Genomic DNA, 22,714 nt, shown 5'->3' on the forward strand with positions numbered 1-22,714 from the left:
GATCCTATTGTTCTGATCTTGGGATGGGCATGGCTTTGAAATGACCGGCGCCCATCACCGGCGGTGTTATCCGTTTCGGATTCGCTTGAGGAAATGTCAGGAATGGGCAGTTTGAGAGGGCGCGGCCGATGCGGAGGTGACGCATTCCCCGGCCGCCCGCTCGGGGCGGCGGATCGGGGAGTACCACGGGTGGAGTACTTCAGGGGCGGTAGGGCGGGGCGGGTTTTGCCTGCTCGGGGACGACGACGGGGGGCGGTCTGATCGCGAGCATTGGGCGGGACGTTCAATGACTCGAGGAGATGATGATGCCGACCGAGGCTTCCGCCGCGGGCGGGGCTCTGGCGAGGCTCGCCCGGTTCTGTTACCGGCGCCGCCGGCTGGTGCTGCTGATGTGGGTGGCCGGGGTGATCGCCGTGGCCTTCGCCGGCTTCGGCTACGGCGCCGCCCCCGACAACGACTTCTCCGGGGGTGACTCCGGGTCGGCCAAGGCGCAGGCGCTGATCGAGGCGCACTTCCCCGAACGGCAGGGGGACACGCTCACGCTGGCGGTCAAGGCGGAGAAGGGGATCGACGACCCCGCGGCGCGCAGGACGGTGGAGAAGGTCGTCGCGACGCTGGACGCATCGCCCGTCACCGGGCCCGTCGTGTCGCCGTACGAGGACGCGAACCTGGTGACGAAGGACCGGCGGATCGCGCGGACGACCGTTCCGCTGACGGACGTCGACCCGGCGAAGTCCGACGTGAAGCCGCTGGTGGACGCGGTCAAGGAGGCGTCCGGCGGCGGTGTCGTGCTCGGGCTGGCCGGGGACATGGCGGAGAAGGCCGAGACGCCGCCGCAGGGGCCCGCGGAGAGCGTGGGGGTGCTGGCGGCGGCGGTGATCCTGTTCATCGCGTTCGGGTCGCTGGTGGCGATGGGGCTGCCGATCGTGACCGCGCTGATGGCGATCACCGGCGGGATCGCCCTGATCAAGCTGGTGGGGCACGCGGTGCCGTCGCCGGACTTCACGGTCCTCGTCGCGGCGCTGGTCGGGCTCGGGGTCGGGATCGACTACGCGCTGTTCATCGTCACCCGGTACAAGGAGGGACTGGCGGACGGCGACGAGCCGGAGGGGGCCGTGGTCAAGGCCATCACGACGGCGGGGCACGCGGTGCTGTTCGCCGGCCTGACCGTCGTGATCGCGCTGCTGGGGCTGACCGCCATGGGGCAGCGGCTGATGACCGGCGTGGCCGTGGCCGCGTCGGTGACCGTGCTGGTGACGATGGCCGCCTCGGTGACGCTGGTGCCGGCGTTCCTCGGCTTCACCGGGCGCCGGATCGGGTCGGTGCGCCGCGTCCGGGAGCGGCGGCCGCTCGCCGAGCGGTGGGCCGGCGCGGTGCAGCGCAGGCCGCTCGTCGCCGTGGTGCTGGGCGTCGCCGGGCTGCTGGTGCTGGCCGCTCCGGCGCTGTCGATGCGGTTGAGCCTGCCGGACGCCAGCGTCCAGCCCCACGACCGGAGCAGCTACGCGGCGCACGAGATCCTCACGGAGGGCTTCGGGCCGGGGTTCGGGGCGCCGCTGGTGTTCGCGTCCGGGAACACGGACCTGCGCGCCGTCGCCGGGACCGTCGGCGGACGGGAGGGCATCGCCTACGTCACGCCGCCGGAGGTCAGCCGGGACGGGAAGGCCGCCACGTTCATCGCCTTCCCCGAGACCGGGTACCAGGACGAGGCGACGGCGGAGCTGGTGCACGAGCTGCGGGACGAGGTGCTGCCCGCCGGGGTCTACGTGGGCGGGCCGAACGCGGGCACGATCGACTTCTCCGAGGACGTCGGCGCGCGGCTGCCGCTGATGATCGGGGTCGTCATCGCGCTGTCGCTGGTACTGCTGGTCGCGCTGGTGCGGTCGGTCACGATCGCGCTGCAGGCGGCCGTGCTGAACCTGCTGTCGATCGGGGCCGCCTACGGCGTGCTGGTCGCGGTCGTGCAGTGGGGGTGGCTCGGCTCGCTCATCGGCTTCCCCACCGAGATGCCCGTCACGACGTGGGTGCCGATGATGATGTTCCCGCTGCTGTTCGGGCTGTCCATGGACTACGAGGTCTTCCTGGTCTCGCGGATCCGGGAGGAGTACCAGCGGTGCGGCGACACCCGGCGGGCCGTCACGCGGGGGCTGGCCCGGACCGCCAAGGTCATCACGGCCGCGGCGGCGATCATGATCGCCGTCTTCACGACCTCGCTGCTCGGCCCGGACGTCTCGGTCAAGCAGATCGGCCTCGGCATGGCGGTCGCGGTGCTCATCGACGCCACCGTGGTCCGGATGGTGCTCGTGCCCGCGGTGATGGAGCTGTGCGGCAAGGCGAACTGGTGGATGCCGGGACGGCGGGCGGCGGTGGCCGCGCCGCCCGAGCGGGCCGGGGAGCAGGTGCGGGTCTGATCCCTCAGCGGCCCCCGGGGGCCACGAGGCCGGACTCGTAGGCGAGGACGACGAGCTGGGCGCGGTCGCGGGCGCCCAGCTTCGTCATGGCCCGGTTGATGTGGGTCTTGGCGGTCAGCGGGCTGATCACCATGGCGCGGGCGATCTCGTCGTTGGACAGGCCCTGTGCGGCCAGCGCGACGGCCTCCCGCTCGCGGTTGGTCAGCTCTTCGAGCCCGGTGCCGCCGACGGCGTCGAGCGGCCGGGCGACGTAGCGGCTGATCAGCATCCGGGTGATGGACGGGGCGAGCAGGGCGTCGCCGCGCGCGGCGACCCGCACCGCGTGCAGGAGGTCCTCCGGCTCGATGTCCTTGACGAGGAATCCGGCGGCGCCGGCGCGCAGCGCGTTGAAGACGTACTCGTGCAGGCCGTAGTTGGTGAGGATGACGACGTGCACGCCGGACAGCGCCGGGTCCGCGGCGATGCGGCGGGTCGTCTCTATGCCGTCCATGACCGGCATCTGGATGTCGATGAGGGCGATGTCGGGCAGGTGCTCGGCGATCCGCTCCAGGCCCTGCGCGCCGTCGGCCGCCTCGGCGACCACCTCGATGTCGTCCTCGGCGTCGAGCAGCGCCCGGAAGCCCCGGCGCAGGAGCGGCTGGTCGTCGCACAGCACGACGCGGATCACGAGGGCCGTCCCACGGGGAACTCGGCCTGGACGCTGAAGCCGCCCTCGTCGCGCGGCTCGGCGCGGAGCCGGCCGCCGAGGGCGGTGACGCGCTCGCGCATCCCGAGCAGCCCGACGCCCGGCACCGGGGCGGTGCCCGGCCGGGCCCTGCCGTCGTCGTCGACGCGGACGGCGAGGACGCCCGGGCGGTAGTCGATCCGGATCGACGCGGTCGCGGCGGCGGCGTGCCGGACGGTGTTGGTGAGCGACTCCTGGACGATCCGGTAGGCGGTCAGGTCGACCGCGGCGGGCACCTCGTGCCGCCGGCCCTCGATCGTCAGCGTCGCCTCCAGGCCCGTCGTGCGCGCCCGCTCCACCAGGTCCGGGACGCGGTCGAGGCCGTGCGGCGGGGGCGCGGCGTCCTCCCGCAGGGTCTCCAGGGTGGCGCGCAGCTCGCGGGTCGCCTCGCGGCCCGCGTCCTGGATCGCGAGGAGGGACTCCGGCACCCGCTCGCCGTTCTTGCGGGCCAGGTGGACGGCGACGCCGGCCTGCACCTTGATGATGGAGATCTGGTGGGTGAGCGAGTCGTGCAGCTCCCGCGCGATGTGCAGCCGCTCCTGGGTGGCGCGCAGCCGGGCGGCCTCCTCGCGGGTGCGCTCGGCCTCGTCCGCCCGCAGCTCGGCCTGCCGCAGCGCCTCGCCCGCGGCGCCGGCGGCGATCAGCCAGGCCAGCTCCAGGACGCCCCGCGCCTGCGCGAACGCCTCGCTCACCGGGCCGTCCGCCGGGGAGGCCATGGCCGCGACGGGCAGCGCGAGCAGCAGGCCGACGCTGACCGCGAGGGTGACGGTCCGGTGCCCGGAGCGCACGGCGGTGTAGACCGCGACCAGGTACGCGACGGCGGGCACGTCGAAGCCGACCGCCTTGTACCCCACGGCGCACAGCCCGGTGACGGCCAGGACGGTGATCGGGGCGCGGCGCCCGGCGGCCAGCACCAGGCCGCTCGCCACCACCAGCGCGTACCCCAGCGCGTCGAGACCCGTGCCGGGGCGCTCCCCGGCCAGCGCGGTGATCAGCAGCACCGCCGCCACGCCGGCCGCGGCCACCCATCCTCTGGCCCGCCGCCAGGCACCGGGCAAAGCTGTGCTCATACGCGCACGCTAGCCGGGTCTCGGCGCGCGCGACTCCTGCGCGCGGACGAGAGCCCGGCTACCGCGCCCGCAGTACCCGCGCGCGGGTCAGGAGGCCGGCTGGTTCGTCATGATGAGGGGGCCGCCGCCCGGTGCCGTGCCCGCCGCGAACATGCCGGTGCCCGTCCCGGGGACGGCGGTGTAGTCGAAGCCGCCCCGGTTGCGGGACCCGGTGCCGGTCTGCGCGGGCATCGGGATCGTCTGCCACTGGTCGCCGTCGAAGCGGTAGAAGACGGCTCCGGGCTTGCGTGGGTCCGTCCCGGTCCAGAGGGAGCCGTCGTCGCCGAGGCGGTAGCCGAGGTAGTCGGACGGCGGCTTCGGGGCGGCGGTCCAGCCCGCGTCGGTGCGGTGCATCAGCTCGCTCTTGCCCGGACCGTCCACCCAGACGTGGCCGGGGCCCGCCACGCTCAGCTGGGTGTAACCGTCCGGGATGTCCTCCGGCACCTCCCACTTGGCGCCGTCCCAGCGGGCGATGCTCGTCCGGTAGGGGTTGAGGATGCTGCCGCTGGCCCACAGCTCCGTGTCGCTGACCGCGTACGTCCGGTAGAGGAATCCGATGCTGTCGTCGTAGGTCGTCCAGGTGCCGTTCTCCCAGCGGGCCAGGCAGCCGTTGGTCGCCCAGACGCCGCCGCCCACGGCTTCGAGATCCAGGTACGTCGCGGTCTTGCACTCCTCGGGCAGCGCGATCCGCGTCCACCGGGAGCCGTCCCAGCGGGCGAGGTACCCCTCGCCCATCCTGGCGCCGGAGAGCCAGACGTTCCCGGGCGAGGACGCGTCGAGGTCCGCGGTCTCCAGGTTCCACGCGCCGGGCGGGTTGCGGTTCTCCCATCCGGAGCCGTTCCAGTGGCGGACGACCGCGTTGGAGCTGCACACCGAGCCCGCGCCCACGCCGGGCCACGACCAGTCGACGCAGGCCAGCCCCTCGAAGCCGGCCGCCCACACGTCCCGCGGGCCGAGCGCGGCCACCTCGCTCAGGCCGCTCTCGGGCCACAGCCCTCCCGGCGCGTCCGCCGTCCGCCAGGGGCGCTCGTCCGCACGGGCCGGCGCGGCCGCCAGCCCGGCGGCGAGGGCCGCCACCGCTCCGATCATCCATGCGCGTCTCATGCCGGGCAGGATCGCAAACCGCGCGGCAGCGGCACTTGTAGCAACCATGACAGAAAATACTGGCAAGTTTGCGCTACGGTGCGCCGGTCCGCGCGGTCCCCCGGCGCGGGCGGACCCCCGGCGCGGGCGGTCACCGCGCCGCCCGCGAGCTAGCGGTCGGCCTCCTCGAGAAGGGCCAGGGCGGTCTCGGCCATCGGCCGGGCGTAGGCCTTCAGATCGTCGAACGACGTGGCCGGGGCGACGAACGACGTGTGCACGGTGACGTTCCGGTGCCGGACGTGGATCTCGTAGCCGCTGGTGACGGGAACGCCGAACGCCTCGTCCCCCAGCCCCGCGATGGGCTGCCGCGTCCCGCCGCCCCCGGCCTTGCCCATGGCCTCGGACGCTGCGACCGCACCCGGCTTCAGCGCGGTCGCCTTATAGCGGTGAAGGCTCACGTTCACCTGGACCCGTCCGGCGAACGCCGACCACATCGCCTCCGATTTGTCGGTGTAGTGCCCGCCGCCGGCGCGGCGCCAGCCAGTGTCCATCTGGACCTCCAGCTTGGACGTGATGCGCTGGTCGATGCCCTTCGTCGAGTCCAGGACCGACAGGGCGGCGGGCACCTTCGTGTGCTCGCCGCGCCCGTTCACGCCCGGCAGGACCACCGTCCACACCACGGTCCCGCCCACGGCCAGGACGAGCACCGCGAGGACGGCCCCGCCGAGGACGAAGAGCCTCCTGCGCCCCCCGGCGAGCCTCCCCCGCGCGGGGCCCGGTCCGACTCCGGCACCGCCGGCCCCCGGATCCGCCATGATCCACCACCTCCGCGCGACGATCATGGCAGTGGCTAGATCGTTTCACCAGCGGTTGTCCGGAACAGGCGGAGGTGTGATCCGCGGGGCGCCCCGCCGCGTCAGCGGGGCGCGGGCCGCCGGTGCGGACGGGAGGCGAGGGCGGCGCGCAGGACGCCGCCGAGGCCCTTGGCGGAGGCGGCGAGGAACGTCGTCCAGTCGAAGTAGTCGCGCCAGAGGGTGATGCGGTCGTCGTGCACCTCGAAGGTGCCGCAGACCCAGAACTCCGCGCGCCACGCCTTGCACTCCAGGACGTCGGTGCGCTCGGTGAGGACGACCGGGCCGTTCGCGGCGATGTTGTGGACGCGGGCCTCGAACCCCGTCCCGTAGCGGGTCATGGAGCGGAGCGTCTTCTCGACGGCGGGCAGGCCGCGGGCGGGCGGCAGCGGGACGTTCTGGTAGACCATGCCGGGCGCCGCGTGGGTCAGGGCGCGGTCGACGTCCAGGGCTTCGAGCGCGGAGAGGAAGTCGGTGACGGTCTGGATCTCGGTCATGGCGCTCCTCCGGGGTCGGGAGCACCACGGTAGTGCGGGAGAATCCGGGCATGCAGTTCGCCATCCTTGGAGCGGTCGAGGTCCGGGCCGGCGGGGCCGCCGTGCCGATCGGCGGGCCCCGGGTCCGCGCGCTGCTCGCGATGCTGCTCCTGGACGCGGGACGCGTCGTCCCGGTGGAGCGGCTCATCGACGGGCTCTACGGGGAGGACCCGCCGAGCGGCGCCGCGAACGCGCTCCAGTCGCAGGTGTCGCGGCTGCGCCGCGCGCTCGGGGACGCGGCGCCGGTCGAGGGGCTGCCCGCCGGCTACCGGATCGCCGTCGAGCGCGAGGACGTCGACGTCCACCGGTTCGAGCGGCTCGCCGCCGGCGCGCGGCGGGCGGCGGCGGCCGGGGAGGCGGCCGGGCTGCTGGAGGAGGCGCTCGGGCTGTGGCGCGGCGCCGCGCTGGCCGACCTGGACGCGCCGTTCGCGGCTGCGCAGGCGGCCCGGCTGGAGGAGGCGCGGGCCTGCGCCGTCGAGGGCCTCGCCGAGGCGCGACTGAAGGCCGGCGATCCGGAGCCGGTGGTCGCGGCGCTGCGCGACCTGGTGGCCGCGCAGCCGCTGCGGGAGCGGGCGCGGGCGCTGCTGGTGCGGGCGCTGCACGCCGGCGGGCGGCAGGCGGAGGCGCTCGCGGTGTTCGAGGACGGGCGGCGGGCGCTGGCCGAGGAGCTGGGCGCCGACCCGTCGAAGGAGCTCGCGGACGCGCACCTGAGCGTGCTGCGCGGCGAGACCGGCCCCGAGCCGGTCCGCTCGGCCCTGCCCGCGCAGCTCACCAGCTTCGTCGGGCGCGAGGAGGAGCTGCGGCGCGTCCGCAGGATGCTCGCGCACGGGCGGCTCGTCACGCTGCTCGGGCCCGGCGGCGCGGGCAAGACGCGGCTGGCGATCGAGGCGGCCGCTCGCGAGGGCGGCGAGGTCTGCTTCGTCGATCTGGCGCCCGCGGTCGCGGCCGAGGTGCCGAAGGCGCTGCTCGGCGCGCTGGGGCTGCGCGAGGGCGGGATGCTGCCCGCCCCCGGCGAGCCGTCCCCGGACGCGGTGGAGCGGCTCGTCACGGCCCTGGACGGGCGGCGCGTGCTGCTCGTTTTGGACAACTGCGAGCACGTCGTGGCGGCCGTCGCGCCGCTCGCGCGGCGGCTGCTGAGCGCGTGCCCGGAGCTGCGGGTGCTGGCCACGAGCCGGGAGGCCCTCGCGATCACCGGTGAGGCGCTGCGGCCGCTGCCGCCGCTGGAGCTGCCGCCGGACGGCGCCCCGGTCGAGGCGGTCCAGGACTACCCGGCGGTGCGGCTGTTCCTGGACCGGGCCGAGGCGGTCCGTCCCGGGTTCGCGGTGGACGCGGGCAACGCCGGGGACGTGCTGCGGATCTGCCGGGCGCTGGACGGGCTGCCGCTGGCGATCGAGCTGGCGGCGGCGCGGCTGCGGTCGCTGCCGGTCGCCGAGGTCGCGACGCGGCTGGACGACCGGTTCCGGCTGCTGTCGCGCGGGGACCGGGCGGCGGCGCCGCGCCACCAGACGCTGCGCGCGGTCGTCGAGTGGAGCTGGGACCTGCTCGGCGAGGCCGAGCGCACCCTCGCCCGGCGGCTGACGGTGTTCTCCGGCGGGCTCACGCTGGGGGCGGCGGCGGGCGTCTGCGACCTGGACGACGCCGACGAGCTGCTGGTCGAACTGGCCGACAAGTCGCTGGTGCAGAGCGACGGGTCCCGGTACCGGATGCTCGACACCGTCCGCGCGTTCTGCGCGGAGCGCCTGGAGGAGGCGGGCGAGCGGGAGCGGTTCGCGCGGGCCCACGCGGAGTACTTCGCCGCGCTGGCCGCGCGCGCCGAGCCGCACCTGCGGGGGGCCGGGCAGCTGGAGTGGCTGGAGCTGCTCGCCGCCGACCACGGGAACCTGCACGCGGCGCTGCGGTGGGGCGTGCGCGGCGACCCGGCGCTCGCGCTGCGGACGGTCGCGGCGCTGTCGTGGTACTGGTGGCTGCGCGGCCGGGTGGAGGGCGCGGCGCTGGCGTCCGAGCTGCTCGACGCGCTCGGCCCCGAACCGCCGGCGGGGATGGAGGAGGAGTACGTCCTCTGCGTCACCAACGCGGTGGCCGGCGGGATCGCCGGCGAGCGGGCGGTGGCGTGGCTCGACCGGGCCGCGGTGCTGCTGCGGCGCGTCGACCGGGCGGTGCGGTACCCGGTCGTGATCGTCCTGTGGGCGCTCACCGCCGGGCCCGAGCGCACCGACTACGCGGCGTTCACCCGGCAGGTCGGGGACGACCCGTGGACGCGGGCGCTGGTCGCGATGAGCGACGGGTTCGTCGCCCAGCACGCCGGGGACATCGCCGGGACGGAGCGGCACTGCGGCGAGGCGCTGCGGCTCTTCCGGTCCTGCGGCGACCAGTGGGGCATCGCCAACGTGCTCGACACCCTCGCGCAGGCGGCCGGCTGGCGCGGCGACCACGCCCGCGCCCTGGCGATGCTGGACGAGGCGCTGGACGTCCTCGCGCCGCTCGGCGCGCTGGAGGACACCGCCGACCTGCTGTACCAGCGGGCGTACGTGCTGATCCGCGGCGGGACGCCGGAGGCGGCGCGGGCGGACCTGGAGCGCGGCATCGACCTCGGGCGCCGGGCCGGCGCCCCCGACAAGGTCGCCGCCGGCCACTACGGGCTCGGCGAGATCGCGCGGCTGCGCGGCGACCTCGCCGAGGCGCGGCGGCTGTACGAGACGGCCCTCACCGGCTTCGCCTCCGAGCGGTTCATCGCCGCCGCGACGCGGGGCTCGGCGCTCGTCGGGCTGGGCTGGCTGGCGGTCGCCGAGGGCGACACCGGGCGGGCCCGCGCGCTGTTCCGCGAGGCCCTCGACATGTCGCTGGACCACCCCGTCTTCGTCTACCGGACGGCCGTGGCGACCGGGCTGGCCGGGGCGGCCGCCGCGGACGGGGACGGGGAGCGCGCGGCGCTGCTGCTCGGCGTGGCGGAGGCGCTGCGCGGCGTCCACGCCGCGGGCGGCGCCGACGCCGAGCGCGTCGCCGACGCCGCCCGCGGCCTGCTCGGCGGCGACGCCTTCGAACGGGCCTTCGCCGCGGCCGCCGCGCTCCCCCGCGACCGGGCCGGCGCGATCCTCGCCGGCACCGATTGAGCGGGCACTGAGCGGGCGCTGAGCGGCCATTGAACAGTCGCTGAGCGGGCGCTGACGGGCCGCGCGCCCGGCCGTCAGCGGGCGGTGCGGGAACGGTCAGCGCGGCCCGCGAGCGTTGCGGGCATGAACACCTCAGCCCGCAAATGGGGCACGTTCGCGATCTGCCTGCTGGCCGCGCTCGTGCCGAACATCGACCTGACCGCGCTGAACCAGGCCGTCCCGCACCTGAGCGCGGACCTGGACCCCTCGGCCACCCAGATCCTGTGGATCGCCGACGCCTACGGGTTCACGCTCGCCGGCCTGCTGATCACCATGGGCGGCGTCGGCGACCGGATCGGGCACAAGAAGCTGCTGCTGATCGGCACCGCGCTGTTCGCCGCCGCCTCCGCGGTGACCGCCTACGCGCCGAGCGCCGAACTGCTGATCGCGGCCCGCGCGCTGCTCGGCGTGGCGGGGGCGACGCTGATGCCGTCCGGCCTGTCGCTGATCCGCCGGGCGTTCCCCGAGCCGAAGGAGCGGACGGCGGTCATCGGCGCGTTCAGCGGCGTCGCCGGCCTCGCCGTCGGCCTCGGCCCGGTCGTGGCGGGCGCGCTGCTGGACCACTTCTGGTGGGGCTCCGTCTTCCTGATCAACGTGCCGATCATGGCCGTGGTGCTGGTCGCCGGCGCGGTCGTGCTGCCGGAGTCGCGCAACCCCGTCAAGGGCCGGCTGGACCTGGTGAGCGTGCCGCTGTCGATCGCCGGCGTGCTCGGCGCGGTGTACGCGGTCAAGGAGGCCGCCGCGCACGGCCTGGACGAGACCCGCGTGTACGTCTCCCTGGCGATCGGGCTGGCCGCGCTGGCCGCGTTCGTCGTCCGGCAGACCCGGACGGCCGAGCCGCTGATCGACGTCCGGCTGTTCCGCCGCGCCGCGTTCGCCGGGTCCGTCGCCACGAACATGATCGCGATGTTCACCCTGGTCGCCCAGTCGCTGATCTTCTCGCTGTTCTTCCAGCTCGCGCTCGGCTGGTCGCCGCTCAAGGCGGGCCTGGCGGGCCTGCCGGGCGCGGCGGGCGCCATGATCGGGGGCGCCGTGCTGGCCCCGCCGCTGATCAGCGCGCTCGGCCGCGCCCGCGTCGTCGCCGCCGGCATGCTCATCTCGGCCGGCGCGTTCTCCCTCTACCTGATGATCGGCCTGCACACCTCGTACTGGGTGATGCTCCCGTCCATGCTGCTGGCCGGGCTCGGGATGGGGCTGGCGATGACGGTCACCGCCGACACCGTGCTCGCGTCGGTCCCGAAGGAGCGCTCGGGCTCGGCGTCCGCGATCGCCGAGACGGCGACCGAGCTGGGCGGCGCGCTGGGCATGGCCGTCCTCGGCAGCGTGCTGACCGCCGTGTACCGCAACGTCCTGGAGCTGCCCGCCGGCGTCCCGGCGCCGGCCGCGGCCGCCGCGCGCGACTCGCTGGCCGCCGGCCTCCAGGCCGCCGCGCAGCTCCCGGCCGCGCTCGGCGGGCAGGTCGCGACCGCCGCCCGCGAGGCGTTCGTGGACGGCATGCACGCCGCGCTGGTGTGCAGCGCCGGATTCGCCGCCGCGGTGGCCGTCTTCGCGCTGGTCACCCTCCGGAACGTGCCCAAGGTCATCGAGGACGCCGAGGAGCCCGACCTGGTCCCGATCCCCTGACCGGCCCGGCCGCCCCGCCGGCCGGCCTCCCCGAAAATGTGATATCACTTTGCTATGATGGTGATAACCGAGCAGGAGGAGGACGGCATGGCGGACGCGGTGGCCCGGGTGGAGATGCCGAGGCCGAAGATCGAGGAGCGGGCGGCGCGGGACCGCGGCGGCTGGCTGATGCTGGGCGTCGCGGTGCTGTGGATCGCGGTGGGCGGCGCGTCGATCGGCGCCGGGGTGGCGGCCGGCGGGGTCGCCGCCATCGCCGTCGGCGGCACGGTGGGCGGCCTGCTGGTGATCGCGGGGCTGGTGCTCGCGGCCGGGCTGACCCCGGTCGCGCCGGGCGAGGCGCGGGTGCTGCAGCTGCTCGGGCGCTACTCCGGGACCGTCCGCACGGACGGGCTGCGGTGGGTGAACCCGCTGACCGAGCGGCGCCGGGTGTCGACCCGGATCCGCAACCACGAGACCGGGCTCGCGAAGGTCAACGACCTGGACGGCAACCCGATCGAGATCTCCGCCGTGGTGGTGTGGCAGGTCGCCGACACCGCGCGGGCCGTGTTCGAGGTGGACGACTTCGTGGAGTTCGTCGCCTTCCAGACCGAGGCGGCCGTCCGGCACATCGCGGGCAGCTTCCCCTACGACGCCGCCGACCGCACCTCGCTGCGCGACAACGCCGACGAGATCACCGCGCAGCTGTCGGAGGAGCTGGCGCAGCGCGTCGCGTCCGCCGGGGTGGACATCATCGAGTCCCGGATCACCCGGCTGGCGTACGCGCCGGAGATCGCGCAGGCGATGCTGCGCCGCCAGCAGGCGGGCGCGGTCGTGGCGGCGCGGCAGCGGATCGTGGAGGGGGCGGTCGGCATGGTGCAGCTCGCGCTCGACCGGCTGGACGAGGAGAACGTGGTGGAACTGGACGAGGAGCGCAAGGCGGCGATGGTCAGCAACCTCCTGGTCGTCCTGTGCGCCGACCGGGACGCCCAGCCGGTGGTCAACGCCGGCAGCCTCTACCAGTGACCGCGCGTAGCAGTGGCGGAGCGGAAGAAGATCCTGCTGCGGCTCGACCCGGCCGTGCACGACGCGCTGGCCCGGTGGGCGGGGGACGAGCTGCGCAGCACCAACGCGCAGATCGAGTTCCTGCTGCGGCGGGCGCTGGCCGACGCGGGCCGGATGCCGGGGTCGGCCGAGCGGATGCGGGGGCCGGGGCGGCCGCGCAGGCGGCCGGGGCCCACCGGTGGGGACGCGGACGGGAACGCGGACGAGGACGACCCGCCGGGCGGCGGGAGCGAGGACTAGCCATGGTCGAGGTTCCGGAGTCGCTGCCGGCGCGCATGTACCTGCTGGCGTACGACCTGAGGAAGGGGAAGATGAGCAGCGGCGGCGCGCGGCTCGGCTACGTGCTGCGGGGCGCGGCGCTGACCGAGCTGTACCTGGACGGGCGGCTGCAGGAGGAGCGCCGCCGCCCCGTCCCGGGGACGCCGGGCGACGACCCGTACGGGGTGGCGGCGCAGATCGCGGCGTCCCGGCCCCGGTCCTGGCAGCACTGGGTGCGCAGGGACGCCAAGGCCATCGTGGGGACGGTCCGGGACGAGCTGGAGCGCGACGGCTGGATCCGGGTGCGCCGCGGCCGGGTGCTCGGCCTCGTCCCGCGGCAGGTGGTCGCCGTGAAGGACCCGCGGGTCGTGAAGGAGCTGTGGGGCGGCGCGTCGTCGGCCCTGCGCGGGCGGCCGGTGGCACATGTGAACAGCTACGACGCGGCGGCGGTGGCGCTCGCGGCGGCGGGCGGGCTCGGCTCGGTGCTGCCGCGCCCCGACCGGCGCCGGCACCGGCGGCGGATCGAGGAGCTGACCGCGCGCAGCGGCCCGGCGGCGCCCGCCGTCCGCAAGCTGATCCGGAGCCTGGACGCGGCGGCCGCCGCCGGCTGACCGGCGGGCCGGCGCGGCCTCCCGCGCGCCATTGCGGTTTCCTACAAGATTCGGGGGCCGGGGTTTGTATCGGGCCCCACCGGCGGCCGGGGCCGCGCGGCCCATAGCCTTCTCCGACATGGACCCCGAGCGCCTTGTCTATCCGCTGATGAAGTACGTCGTCATGGGACCCGCCATGCGCGTGGCGTTCCTGCCCCGGGTGAGCGGCGTGCGGCACGTCCCGCGGACGGGGCCGGTGATCATCGCGGCGAACCACCTGGCGTTCCTCGACTCGTTCGCGGTGCCGCTGATCATGCCGCGCCGGGTGCACTTCCTCGGCAAGCACGAGTACTTCACCGGGGCGGGGATGAAGGGGCGCGCCACCGCGACGTTCTTCCGCGGCGTCGGGGCGATCGCGGTCGACAGGACCGGCGGGCGGGCGGCGCTGGACGCGCTCGACACCGCGGCGGCGGTGCTGGCGCGCGGCGGCGTGTTCGCCATCCACCCCGAGGGCACCCGCTCCCCCGACGGCCGGCTCTACCGGGGCCGCACGGGGGTGGCGCGGCTGGCGATGCGGACCGGGGCGCCCGTCGTCCCGGTCGGGATCATCGGCACCGGCCGGGTGCAGCCGCGGGGGCGGGCCGTCCCGCGGCCCGGCCGGATCGGGCTGCGCGTCGGCCCGCCGATGGACTTTCGGGGCCGGGACGAGGGCGTCCCGCGCGGCAAGGCCGCCCGGCAGGTCACCGACGAGATCATGGAGGCGATCCAGGCGCTGTCGGGCCAGGAGTACGTGGACGACTACGCGCCCCGCCCCGCCGAGTCCGGGTGACGGCCCCGCCGTCCGGCCGCAGGTTTGAGCGTGACCGAAAGGGCACGATTCAGGGGGACGGACGGAGATGATGTGGAAATCAGCCTGGACCTCCTGCTCCCCCGGGACGCCGCGAGCGTCCCGGCGACACGGAGGCTCCTGGACGCGGCGCTCGCCGCACTCGGGGTCGAGGACCACATCCGGGACGACATCGAGATGATGCTGACCGAGGCGTGCAGCAACGTGATCCGGCACGCCGAGCACGGCGCCGGCTACACGGTGCGCGCCACCATCCAGGACCGCCGCTGCACCATCAAGGTGATCGACTCGGGCACCGGGTTCGACGCGGGGCGCGTCCCGCTGCCCGACCCGTCGGCCGAGCACGGCCGCGGGCTGCTGATCATGCGGTCGCTGGCGGACGACGTGCGGTTCAGCTCGTTCCCGGAGGACGGCGCCCTGGTCTCGCTGGAGAAGCGGCTGACCTACGGCGAGGACAGCCTCGGCGGGCTGCTCACCGCGGACAGCGTCCTCGCCGACACCTTCCCGGAGGGGGACGAGTTCGCCGACCGGCTGTTCGACCTGGCGCGGGCCGGCGACACCGGGCGGCTCGTCGGCTACGTGGACGCGGGGGCGCCGGTGAACCTGTCCAACGAGCGGGGCGACACGCTCCTCATGCTCGCCGCGTACCACGGCCACCCGGAGACGGTCCGGGCCCTCGCCGCGCGCGGCGCCGACCCCGAGCGCGCCAACGACCGCGGCCAGCGGCCCCTCGCGGGCGCGGTGTTCAAGCGGGAGGCGGGGGTGGTGCGGGCCCTGCTGGACGCGGGCGCGGACCCGCGGGCGGGGTCGCCGTCGGCCGCCGAGACCGCGCGGATGTTCGGCGACACCGAGTTCCTCGCCTGGTTCGACGAGGTCGCTCCCCCGCCCGCGTGAGTCACGCCCTGTGAGTCAGCCCGCGTGAGTCAGCGGGGCACGCGCAGCACGAGCACGGCCACGGCGAGGGCGCCGGCGGCGAACACCGCGCCGGTCGCGAACGCCGCGTCCATCCCCGGCGCGATGCCGTGGCCGGACGCCGCCGCGCCGTAGGCGGTGACCATGGCGGCCGACCCCACCGAGCCGCCCGTCCACAGCATCGTCTGGGCCACACCGGAGGCGGCCCCGGCGTGCTCGGGCCGGACGCTGCCGAGGATCGCCGCGTTCAGCGGCATGATCGCCAGCCCGCCGCCCGCGCCCATCAGCAGGAACGGGACGAGCAGCCCGGCGGCGTAGCCGTCGCCCGGCGACAGCCGGGACAGCCACAGCAGGCCGGTGGCGAGCAGCAGCGCGCCCGCGACGACGAGCGGCCGGGCGCCGGCGCGCGCCATGAGCCGCGGCGCCAGCCGGACGACGGCGAACTGCATCCCCACCATCGGCAGGAACGCCGCCCCGGCGCGCAGCGGGCCGTAGTGCAGGACCTGCTGCAGGTACTGGGTGAGGAAGAAGAACGCGCCGTACATCCCGGCGGTCAGCAGGAGCTGGGCGAGGTAGGACGCGGCGCGGTCGCGGCCGGTCAGCAGCCACAGCGGCATGACCGGCTGCCGGGCGCGCCGCTCGGTCAGCACGAAGGCGGCCAGCAGGACGGCGGCGGCGCCGAACGCGGCGAGCGCGCGCCGGTCGCCCCAGCCGTCCGAGCCGGCCCGGATGAGCGCGTAGACGAGCGCGGTGAGGCCGGCGGTGGACGCGGCGGCGCCGCCGAGGTCGAAGCGGCCGGGACGGCGCGGGGTCTCGGCGAGGACGCGCGCCGCGGCCGGCAGCAGGACGAGGCCGAGGGGGATGTTCACGAAGAACACCCACCGCCAGGATCCGGCCTCGGTCAGCATCCCGCCGGCGACCATGCCGACGGCGGCGCCGGCGCCGGCCACGGCGGAGAAGACGCTCAGCGCGCGGACCCGGGCCCGGCCGGTGAAGTGCTGCGCGATCAGCGCCATCGCGCTCGGCGCGGCGACGGCGGCGGCGACGCCCTGGCCGGCGCGGGCGGCGATCAGCCACCAGCCCGTCCCCGCCAGGCCGCCGAGCAGGGACGCGGCGGTGAACAGCGCGATCCCGGCGGTGAACGCGCGGCGGCGGCCGAACACGTCCCCGGCGCGCCCGCCGAGCAGCAGCAGGCCGCCGAAGGCGAGCATGTAGGCGTTCTGGACCCAGGCGAGGCCCCCGGTCGACATGCCGAGGCCCTGCTTCACCTCCGGGAGCGCGATGGTGACGACGGAGCTGTCCACGCCGATCATGAGCTGGCAGCCCACGATGACGGCGAGGACCGCTCCTGGGCGATGATGGGAGGCGGCGGCCTTCCCCGGAGATGCCGACTCCGGGGGCGCGGCCGTCCGCTCGTTGGACGCGGTCACAGCGGTCCTTCCCGAGAATTAAGGAACGGCGACGTACACTATGCGGGGAACGTACCACCGATGCGCGCGAAAGAGAACGCTCGCGTTCACTATTTTGGGGAGCGGGTCGTGACCCCGGCCACCCGCCGCCGCGGCGGCGACCTGGAGGCGGCGATCTTCGACGCCGTGTTCGCGCAGCTGGAGCGGGTCGGCTACCGGAGACTGACGATGGAGGGCGTCGCGTCCGAAGCCCGCACCGGCAAGGCCGCCCTCTACCGGCGGTGGAAGTCCAAGGACGAGCTGATCGGCGACGCGCTCAAGCACGTGCTGCCCGAGCCGCCGACCGCGCCGCGCACCGGCGCGGTGCGCGAGGACATGCTCGCGATCCTGGGCTGCACCCGGGAGACGCTGCTCGCCTGCCGGGGCGCCGCGTTCACGATCCTGAAGGAGGAGAGCGAGGCGGGCAAGGGGCTCGTGCACGACGTCGTCCACGAGCGGCTGTCCCGACCCGTCCGGGAGCTGCTCCACCAGGCGCTCGTGGAGGCCGCCGAGCGCGGCGAGATCCGGCCGGAGGCGGCGACCCGGCAGATCGCCAACGTCGGGCCGGCCGTGATCGTCTACAACCACCTGATCGGCGGCGGTCCCCTCACCGAGGCCTACGTGGAGTCGGTCGTGGACGAGGTGCTGATGCCGATCGTCCGGCCCTGACCGCCGGGGCCGGACGCGCCGGCGCGCGGTGCCGTCAGCGCGCCGTGCCGTTGGCGCGCAGCGCCGCGGCGGCGGCCGACGGCTCGTCCACGACCACGCGGTGGTGCCAGTACGGGGGCGCGACGCCCTCCTCGCGGAGCGTGCGGTGCAGCCGCTTGAGGAACTCGTGCTTGATCGCGAACTGGTCGCCGAACTCGCTGGACCGCAGGATCACGTGGAAGCCGACCGAGGCGTCGTTGAAGTCGTCGAACCGCACCAGGACGTTGGAGTCGGCGACGCCGCCCTGCACGTCGTTCATGACGTCGTGGCCCACCTTGACGAGCATCTCCTCCACCGCGTCGAGGTCGACCTCGTAGGGCACCTTCGCGTAGACCATCACCGACATGTCCTGCGCGGGCCGGTGGTAGTTGGTGAGGATCGTGTCGGAGAACCGTTGGTTCGGGATGACCTCGATGTTGTCCGACAGCGTCCGGATGGAGGTGTTGCGCCAGTTGATGTCGACGACGTAGCCCTCCTGGCCGGTGGCCAGCTTGATGTAGTCGCCGGGCTCGATCGTCTTGGACGCGAGGACGTGCACGCCCGCGAACAGGTTGGCGAGCGTGTCCTGCAGGGCCAGCGCGACCGCGAGACCGCCGACTCCCAGCGCGCCGAGCAGCGGCGTGATCGACACCCCGATGCTCTGCAGCATCACCAGCACGCCGACGCCGAGCACGATCACCCGGGTGATGTTCGCGAAGATCGTGACGTTCGCGGCGACGCCCTGCCGGGCCAGCGCGATCGAGGTCACCGACGCGGCGATCAGCCGGGCCAGCGCCAGCGACACCACCAGGATCGTCACCGCGGTGAGGATCTTGGCGGTGACGTCCAGGGTGCCGCGCGGCAGCTCCAGCACCTTCGCCGCCGTCCACAGGCCGAGCAGCACCGCCAGCGGCATCGCCAGGTCGCGGATCAGGCGGGCGGCGAGGTCGTCCCAGGCCCACCGGGTGTCGCCCGCCCGCCGGGTCAGCCGCCCGGTCAGCAGCCGCAGGAGGACGGCGATCGCCAGCGCCGCCGCCATCACGACGGCGGCGGCGATGACGCGCGTCCAGCTCAGGTCGCCCAGGTCACCCATGACGTGTGAAACTCTCCCAACGGGGGCCATCACCGGCGGCGCCGGCCATTCACGGCCCGTAAGATCCCGATTTGCCGAGTTGCGTGTCCCGATCGTAGTGAAGCCGCGGAGTGCTCCGGGGCGTATCGCGGGACATGTGGCGGCGGGGTCGCCGGATGTGGCGGATACGATCGATCACGTGGTAGCCGTGGGAATGATGCGCCGGCTGGGGGTCACGGCGCTGGGACTGCGCAACGGCCCCCACCGGGTGGCGGTCGAGCGCGACCTCGCCGTCCCCGCCGCCGACGGAGTGACGCTGCTGGCCGACCGGTACGCCCCGGTGGACGTCGACAAGGCGCCCGTCGTGCTCGTCCGGTCCCCCTACGGGCGGCGCGGCCCGTTCGGGCTGATGTGCGGGCAGGGGTTCGCCTCGCACGGGTTCCAGGCGGTGGTGCAGAGCGTCCGCGGCGGCTTCGGGTCCGGCGGCGTCTTCGAGGCCCTCGACGAGCGCGAGGACGGCCTCGCCACCATCGCGTGGCTGAAGGCGCAGCCCTGGTTCGGCGGGACGTTCGCCATGCACGGCCCGAGCTACCTCGGCTACGTGCAGTGGGCCGTCGCCGCCGAGGCCGGGCCGGCGCTGAAGGCCCTGTCGATGCAGGTCACCGCCTCCACGTTCCGGGACGCCGTGAACGTCGGCGGCACCTTCGCGCTGGAGTCCGCGCTGATCTGGGTCGACCTGACCGCGCGGATGAAGAGCTCCCTGTCCGGCATCACGACCGGCATCATGTCGCCGCGCCGGGCCCGCCGCGCCACCCTGTCCGGGCGGCCGATCGCCGAGCTCGACCGGCTCGCGACCGGCGCGCAGCAGCGCTTCTTCCAGGACCTCCTGGTCAACGGGCCCGACACCCCGTTCTGGGACAAGCGCGACTTCAGCCCCACCGTGTCGAAGGTCACGGCGCCGGTGAACATGACCGGCGGCTGGTACGACATCTTCCTGCCCTGGCAGATGAAGGACTACGCGGCCCTGCGCGCCGCCGGCCACCGCCCCTACCTGACGATCGGCCCCTGGTTCCACGCCGACCAGCGGATGATGCGCGGCTCGGTCGCCGACTCGGTCGCCTGGTTCCGCGCCCACCTCCTCGACGACCCGTCCGGGCTGCGGGAGAACCCCGTCCGGATCTACGTCACCGGCGCCGGCGAGTGGCGCGAGTTCCCCGACTGGCCCGTCCCCGGGATGCGCGAGGAGCGCTGGCACCTGCACCCGGCCGGGGCGCTGTCCACCGGCGCCCCGCCCGCGTCCGAGCCCGACGCCTACCGCTACGACCCGAACCACCCGACGCCGTTCCTCGGCGGGCCGACGCTGCTCGGCGAGACCCACCCGTCCACCGACCAGAAGCGGCTGGAGCGCCGCCGGGACGTCCTCACCTACACCTCGGCCGTCCTGGACGACGACCTGGAGATCATCGGCCCGGTCACCGCCGACCTGCACATCCGCTCGAACCGGGAGCACACCGACTTCGTCGTCCGGCTCTGCGACGTCTCCCCGGACGGGGTGTCGCTGAACCTGTGCGAGGGCATGCGCCGGCTCGTCCCCGGCACGCCGGAGGCCGGCGCCGACGGGGTGCGCCGCGTCGCCGTCGAGCTCTGGCCCGCCGGGCACCGCTTCCGGCGCGGCCACCGCGTCCGCGTCCAGGTCGCGAGCGGCGCCTACCCGCGGGTCGCCCGCAACCCCGGCACCGGCGACCCCATCGGCACCGCCACCGAGATGCTCACCGCCGACCAGGAGATCTTCCACGATCCCGGCCGGCCGTCCGCCATCACCCTCCCGGTCGTCTCCTGACGGGCGCCCCTAGCGGGCGCGGAGGGCGGCGAGGGCCTTGTCGGCGTGCACGTTCATGCGGACCTCGCTCTTGACCACGGCGAGGACGCGGCGGTCGGTCCCGATGACGAACGTCTGGCGCCGGGTGGGCAGCAGCGCCACGCCGCGCTTGACGCCGAAGCGGGCGCGGACCTCGCCGGACGGGTCCGACAGCAGCGGGTAGCCGAGGGAGTGCCGGTCGGCGAACTCCTTCTGCTTGGCGACCGGGTCGGCGCTGATCCCGACCGGGTGGGCGCCCGCCTCGGCGAGCTCGCCGACCAGGTCGCGGAAGTGGCACGCCTCGGCGGTGCAGCCGGGGGTCATCGCGGCGGGGTAGAAGAACAGGACGACCGGGCCCTTGTCCAGCAGGCCGGTCAGCGTGCGGGGCTCGCCCGTCTCGTCGGGCAGCTCGAAATCGTCAACGACGTCACCGACGTTCATGGCAGGAACCTAGCGGAGCAGCTCCGCGATGGCACCGGGGGACCAGGCGCCGCGGGCGCCGGGACGCCCGGCCAGGTAGGACGCGGCGCGGGCGGCGGGCCAGCCGTGCGCCTCGCGCAGGCCGTTGCCGAGCATGGCCAGGTAGGCGGCGGTCGGCGCGTTCGGCGGCTCCGGGCTGGGCGCGGTGAAGGTCAGCATCGGGCGGCCCGCCCGCTCGCCCACCTTCAGGACCGTCTCGTAGCGGCCGGGGCCGAGGCGCTGGCGTCCGCTCGCCAGGGCTTCGGCGAGGTCGTGGTCGGTGCCGGCCTCGCCGTGCATCTCCTGGGACAGGACGTCGCAGAACTGGCGGCGGGTGAGCAGGTAGGCGCGGGCGGCGGCGCGGCCGGGCAGGCCCGGGTCGTAGAACGCCATCCCGCCGCCCCAGGTCAGGGACGTGTGCGCGAAGTAGATCCCGCCGGGGACCGTGATCGACTGCTCGGCGCGGGCGGGCCGGGGGTCGCGGCAGCCGGTGTAGCGGCGGGCGGCGCCGCGGGGCCGGCCGCCGGCGAGGTAGCACTGGAACCTCTCCCGGTAGAGGTTCGAGCCGTAGGCCACGTACCAGATCGGTTCGTCACTCATCTGGTCCAGTATTACCGCAGGTCGGTGGTGGTTTCATGGGGTCGAGCCGGGCCCGATGCCGTTTCGCCAGGTTTGACGGTGAGTGCGGGCGGAAATGAAACTGGCCGAGCAGGTGTCTACGACGCAGATACCTCCGTGCTTCCCCTGTGTTGTCCCGGAGGATCCGTCATGCATCGCTCGCTCAACATCGCTCTTGTGTCCGCCTCCGACCTCGACGGCGAACACCTGGAGTCAGTCCACGTCCGGGATCTCGCTCGCTCGCTCACCCGCCCGCTCGTCTCGGACGGGGAGCCGAACCAGGTCACGGTCTACGCGCGGCGCCAGGACAAGGCCGCCCGCGGCCGGGCCAGGCTCGCGCCGGGCGCCACCCTTGTCCACCTCGACGCCGGGCCCGCCCGCCCGCTGCCGGACGAGGAGCTGCTCGCGCACATCCGCGACTTCGCGGACGGCCTGCGCCGCCGCTGGTCCGGTGCGGGCCGCCCCGACATCGTGCACGCGCACGGCTGGATCGGCGGGCTCGCCGCCTGCGCCGTCGCCCGCGAGCTGGACATCCCGTTCGCGCAGAGCTACCACGGGGTGGCCGCGTCCGAGCGCCGCGCCGGGCGCCGCGTGCACCCGCACCGCGACCGGCTGGAGAAGGCCATCGGGCGCGACGCCGACCTCGTCCTGGCCGGGCACGCCGAGGAGGCCGGGCAGGTCGTGCGGATGGGCGTGCCGCGCCCGTCGGTCTCGGTCGTCCCCTACGGCGTGGACGGCGACCACTTCGCCCAGGTCGGCCCGGCGATGCCGCACGGCGGCCGGCCCCGCCTGGTGATGGTGTGCGACGACCTGGAGACCGGGGACGTCGCCACCGCGCTGCGCGCCCTCGTGCACGTCCCGGACGCCGAGCTGGCCGTCGCCGGCGGCCCGCAGCGCGAGGACCTGGAGAGCGACCAGGGCGTGCACCGGCTGCGCCTGCTCGCCAAGGAGCTGCACGTCGCCGACCGGGTGATCTTCCTCGGCCGGCTGCCGCACAAGAACCTGCCGAAGCTGCTGCGGACCGCGAGCCTGGTGCTCTGCCTGGCGCCGCACGAGCCGTGCCCGTCGGTGCCGCTGGAGGCCATGGCGTGCGGCGTGCCCGTCGTCGCGACCCCGGCCGGCGGGAACGCCGACGAGGTCCTCGACCACATCACCGGGCTGCACGTCCCGGCGGGGCGCCCGGTCGTGATCGGCCGCGCCGTCCGGCACCTGCTGGCCGAGGAGACGACGCTGCACGGCTACTCCATCGCCGCCGCCGACCGCGCCCGCTCCCGCTACTCGCTGGAGCGGATCGCCGCCGAGACGCTCCGCGCCTACCTGAAGGTGCTCCCCGCGCCCGAGCCCGAGCCGGTGGACGAGGAGGAGACGGCGGCGGAGCAGGAGGCCGGCAAGACCCCCGCCCTCGTCGGCTGACCGTCCTCCAGCCCCCACCCGCCACCAT

Annotated in this window: 20 protein-coding genes and 1 pseudogene; 12 read left to right on the forward strand and 9 right to left on the reverse strand. The window is 74.9% G+C overall.

Annotation, left to right across the window (positions count from 1 at the left end; all coding sequences use genetic code 11):
* Positions 1-305 precede the first annotated feature (305 nt).
* Positions 306-2,408 carry an MMPL family transporter gene (locus HUT06_RS27630; protein WP_176198381.1) on the forward strand — a complete coding sequence of 701 codons (2,103 nt, stop codon included), beginning with the start codon at positions 306-308 and terminating at the stop codon, positions 2,406-2,408.
* A 4-nt stretch (positions 2,409-2,412) separates the two neighbouring features.
* Here HUT06_RS27630 and HUT06_RS27635 read toward each other — a convergent pair whose 3' ends face one another.
* The 5 genes from HUT06_RS27635 to HUT06_RS27655 form a co-directional block, all read right to left on the reverse strand.
* Positions 2,413-3,075: a response regulator transcription factor gene (locus HUT06_RS27635; RefSeq protein WP_176198382.1), complete on the reverse strand. Its 663-nt coding sequence runs from the start codon at positions 3,073-3,075 to the stop codon at positions 2,413-2,415.
* Entirely contained in the window at positions 3,072-4,202 is a 1,131-nt protein-coding gene (locus tag HUT06_RS27640; RefSeq protein WP_176198383.1) for a sensor histidine kinase, read from the reverse strand. Before HUT06_RS27640 ends, HUT06_RS27635 begins: the two co-directional genes overlap by 4 nt.
* Positions 4,203-4,289: 87 nt before the next feature.
* The gene (locus HUT06_RS27645; RefSeq protein ID WP_176198384.1) at positions 4,290-5,345 is read right to left on the reverse strand and encodes a hypothetical protein; all 1,056 of its coding nucleotides are present in this window, start codon (positions 5,343-5,345) and stop codon (positions 4,290-4,292) included.
* Positions 5,346-5,494: 149 nt separating this feature from the next.
* Positions 5,495-6,139, reverse strand: a complete 645-nt coding sequence (locus HUT06_RS27650; RefSeq protein WP_176198385.1) for a hypothetical protein — start codon at positions 6,137-6,139, stop codon at positions 5,495-5,497.
* A 101-nt stretch (positions 6,140-6,240) separates the two neighbouring features.
* Entirely contained in the window at positions 6,241-6,672 is a 432-nt protein-coding gene (locus HUT06_RS27655) for a limonene-1,2-epoxide hydrolase family protein (RefSeq protein ID WP_176198386.1), read from the reverse strand.
* Between the two features lie 50 nt (positions 6,673-6,722).
* On the opposite strand from HUT06_RS27655, the gene HUT06_RS27660 reads away from it, so the two are divergent.
* From HUT06_RS27660 to HUT06_RS44060, 8 genes and pseudogenes are all read left to right on the forward strand, one after another.
* A complete protein-coding gene (locus tag HUT06_RS27660; protein WP_176198387.1) occupies positions 6,723-9,821 on the forward strand; it encodes a BTAD domain-containing putative transcriptional regulator in 3,099 nt (1,032 codons plus the stop codon).
* Between the two features lie 123 nt (positions 9,822-9,944).
* Positions 9,945-11,483, forward strand: coding sequence for an MFS transporter (locus HUT06_RS27665; RefSeq protein ID WP_176198388.1), 1,539 nt, complete (start codon positions 9,945-9,947; stop codon positions 11,481-11,483).
* 54 nt (positions 11,484-11,537) lie between these two features.
* Positions 11,538-12,485 (forward strand): SPFH domain-containing protein, encoded by a 948-nt coding sequence (locus tag HUT06_RS27670; RefSeq protein WP_254715415.1) that lies wholly within the window; start codon positions 11,538-11,540, stop codon positions 12,483-12,485.
* Positions 12,486-12,497: 12 nt separating this feature from the next.
* Positions 12,498-12,764, forward strand: coding sequence for a hypothetical protein (locus HUT06_RS27675; RefSeq protein WP_176198389.1), 267 nt, complete (start codon positions 12,498-12,500; stop codon positions 12,762-12,764).
* Between the two features lie 2 nt (positions 12,765-12,766).
* Positions 12,767-13,393: a GPP34 family phosphoprotein gene (locus tag HUT06_RS27680; RefSeq protein WP_176198390.1), complete on the forward strand. Its 627-nt coding sequence runs from the start codon at positions 12,767-12,769 to the stop codon at positions 13,391-13,393.
* 118 nt (positions 13,394-13,511) lie between these two features.
* Positions 13,512-14,201 carry a 1-acyl-sn-glycerol-3-phosphate acyltransferase gene (locus tag HUT06_RS27685; RefSeq protein ID WP_176198391.1) on the forward strand — a complete coding sequence of 230 codons (690 nt, stop codon included), beginning with the start codon at positions 13,512-13,514 and terminating at the stop codon, positions 14,199-14,201.
* A 72-nt stretch (positions 14,202-14,273) separates the two neighbouring features.
* Positions 14,274-14,642 (forward strand): annotated as a pseudogene (locus tag HUT06_RS44795) (ATP-binding protein); the annotation flags it as partial.
* Positions 14,643-14,687: 45 nt separating this feature from the next.
* Positions 14,688-15,113, forward strand: coding sequence for an ankyrin repeat domain-containing protein (locus tag HUT06_RS44060; RefSeq protein ID WP_254715807.1), 426 nt, complete (start codon positions 14,688-14,690; stop codon positions 15,111-15,113).
* Between the two features lie 29 nt (positions 15,114-15,142).
* On the opposite strand, the gene HUT06_RS27695 is transcribed toward HUT06_RS44060, so the two are convergent.
* The gene (locus HUT06_RS27695; RefSeq protein ID WP_254715416.1) at positions 15,143-16,561 is read right to left on the reverse strand and encodes an MFS transporter; all 1,419 of its coding nucleotides are present in this window, start codon (positions 16,559-16,561) and stop codon (positions 15,143-15,145) included.
* A gap of 108 nt (positions 16,562-16,669) precedes the next feature.
* On the opposite strand from HUT06_RS27695, the gene HUT06_RS27700 reads away from it, so the two are divergent.
* On the forward strand, positions 16,670-17,248 hold the full coding sequence (locus tag HUT06_RS27700) for a TetR/AcrR family transcriptional regulator (RefSeq protein ID WP_176198392.1): 579 nt from the start codon (positions 16,670-16,672) through the stop codon (positions 17,246-17,248).
* Positions 17,249-17,282: 34 nt separating this feature from the next.
* Here the strand turns inward: HUT06_RS27700 and HUT06_RS27705 are convergent, their stop codons facing one another.
* Positions 17,283-18,359, reverse strand: coding sequence for a mechanosensitive ion channel family protein (locus HUT06_RS27705; RefSeq protein ID WP_176198393.1), 1,077 nt, complete (start codon positions 18,357-18,359; stop codon positions 17,283-17,285).
* Positions 18,360-18,537: 178 nt separating this feature from the next.
* Here HUT06_RS27705 and HUT06_RS27710 point away from each other — a divergent pair, with 178 nt between their 5' ends.
* Complete coding sequence (locus tag HUT06_RS27710; protein ID WP_254715417.1) at positions 18,538-20,178, forward strand: CocE/NonD family hydrolase; 1,641 nt, start codon at positions 18,538-18,540, stop codon at positions 20,176-20,178.
* 9 nt (positions 20,179-20,187) lie between these two features.
* Here the strand turns inward: HUT06_RS27710 and HUT06_RS27715 are convergent, their stop codons facing one another.
* On the reverse strand, positions 20,188-20,637 hold the full coding sequence (locus HUT06_RS27715; RefSeq protein ID WP_176198394.1) for a peroxiredoxin: 450 nt from the start codon (positions 20,635-20,637) through the stop codon (positions 20,188-20,190).
* Positions 20,638-20,646: 9 nt separating this feature from the next.
* Positions 20,647-21,255 carry a histone deacetylase gene (locus tag HUT06_RS27720; RefSeq protein ID WP_176198395.1) on the reverse strand — a complete coding sequence of 203 codons (609 nt, stop codon included), beginning with the start codon at positions 21,253-21,255 and terminating at the stop codon, positions 20,647-20,649.
* Between the two features lie 168 nt (positions 21,256-21,423).
* Between HUT06_RS27720 and HUT06_RS27725 the strand changes: the two genes are divergently transcribed.
* Complete coding sequence (locus HUT06_RS27725; protein ID WP_176198396.1) at positions 21,424-22,686, forward strand: glycosyltransferase; 1,263 nt, start codon at positions 21,424-21,426, stop codon at positions 22,684-22,686.
* Positions 22,687-22,714: the final 28 nt, after the last annotated feature.

It is taken from the genome of Actinomadura sp. NAK00032 (assembly GCF_013364275.1).
In the GTDB taxonomy this organism is placed as follows: domain Bacteria; phylum Actinomycetota; class Actinomycetes; order Streptosporangiales; family Streptosporangiaceae; genus Spirillospora.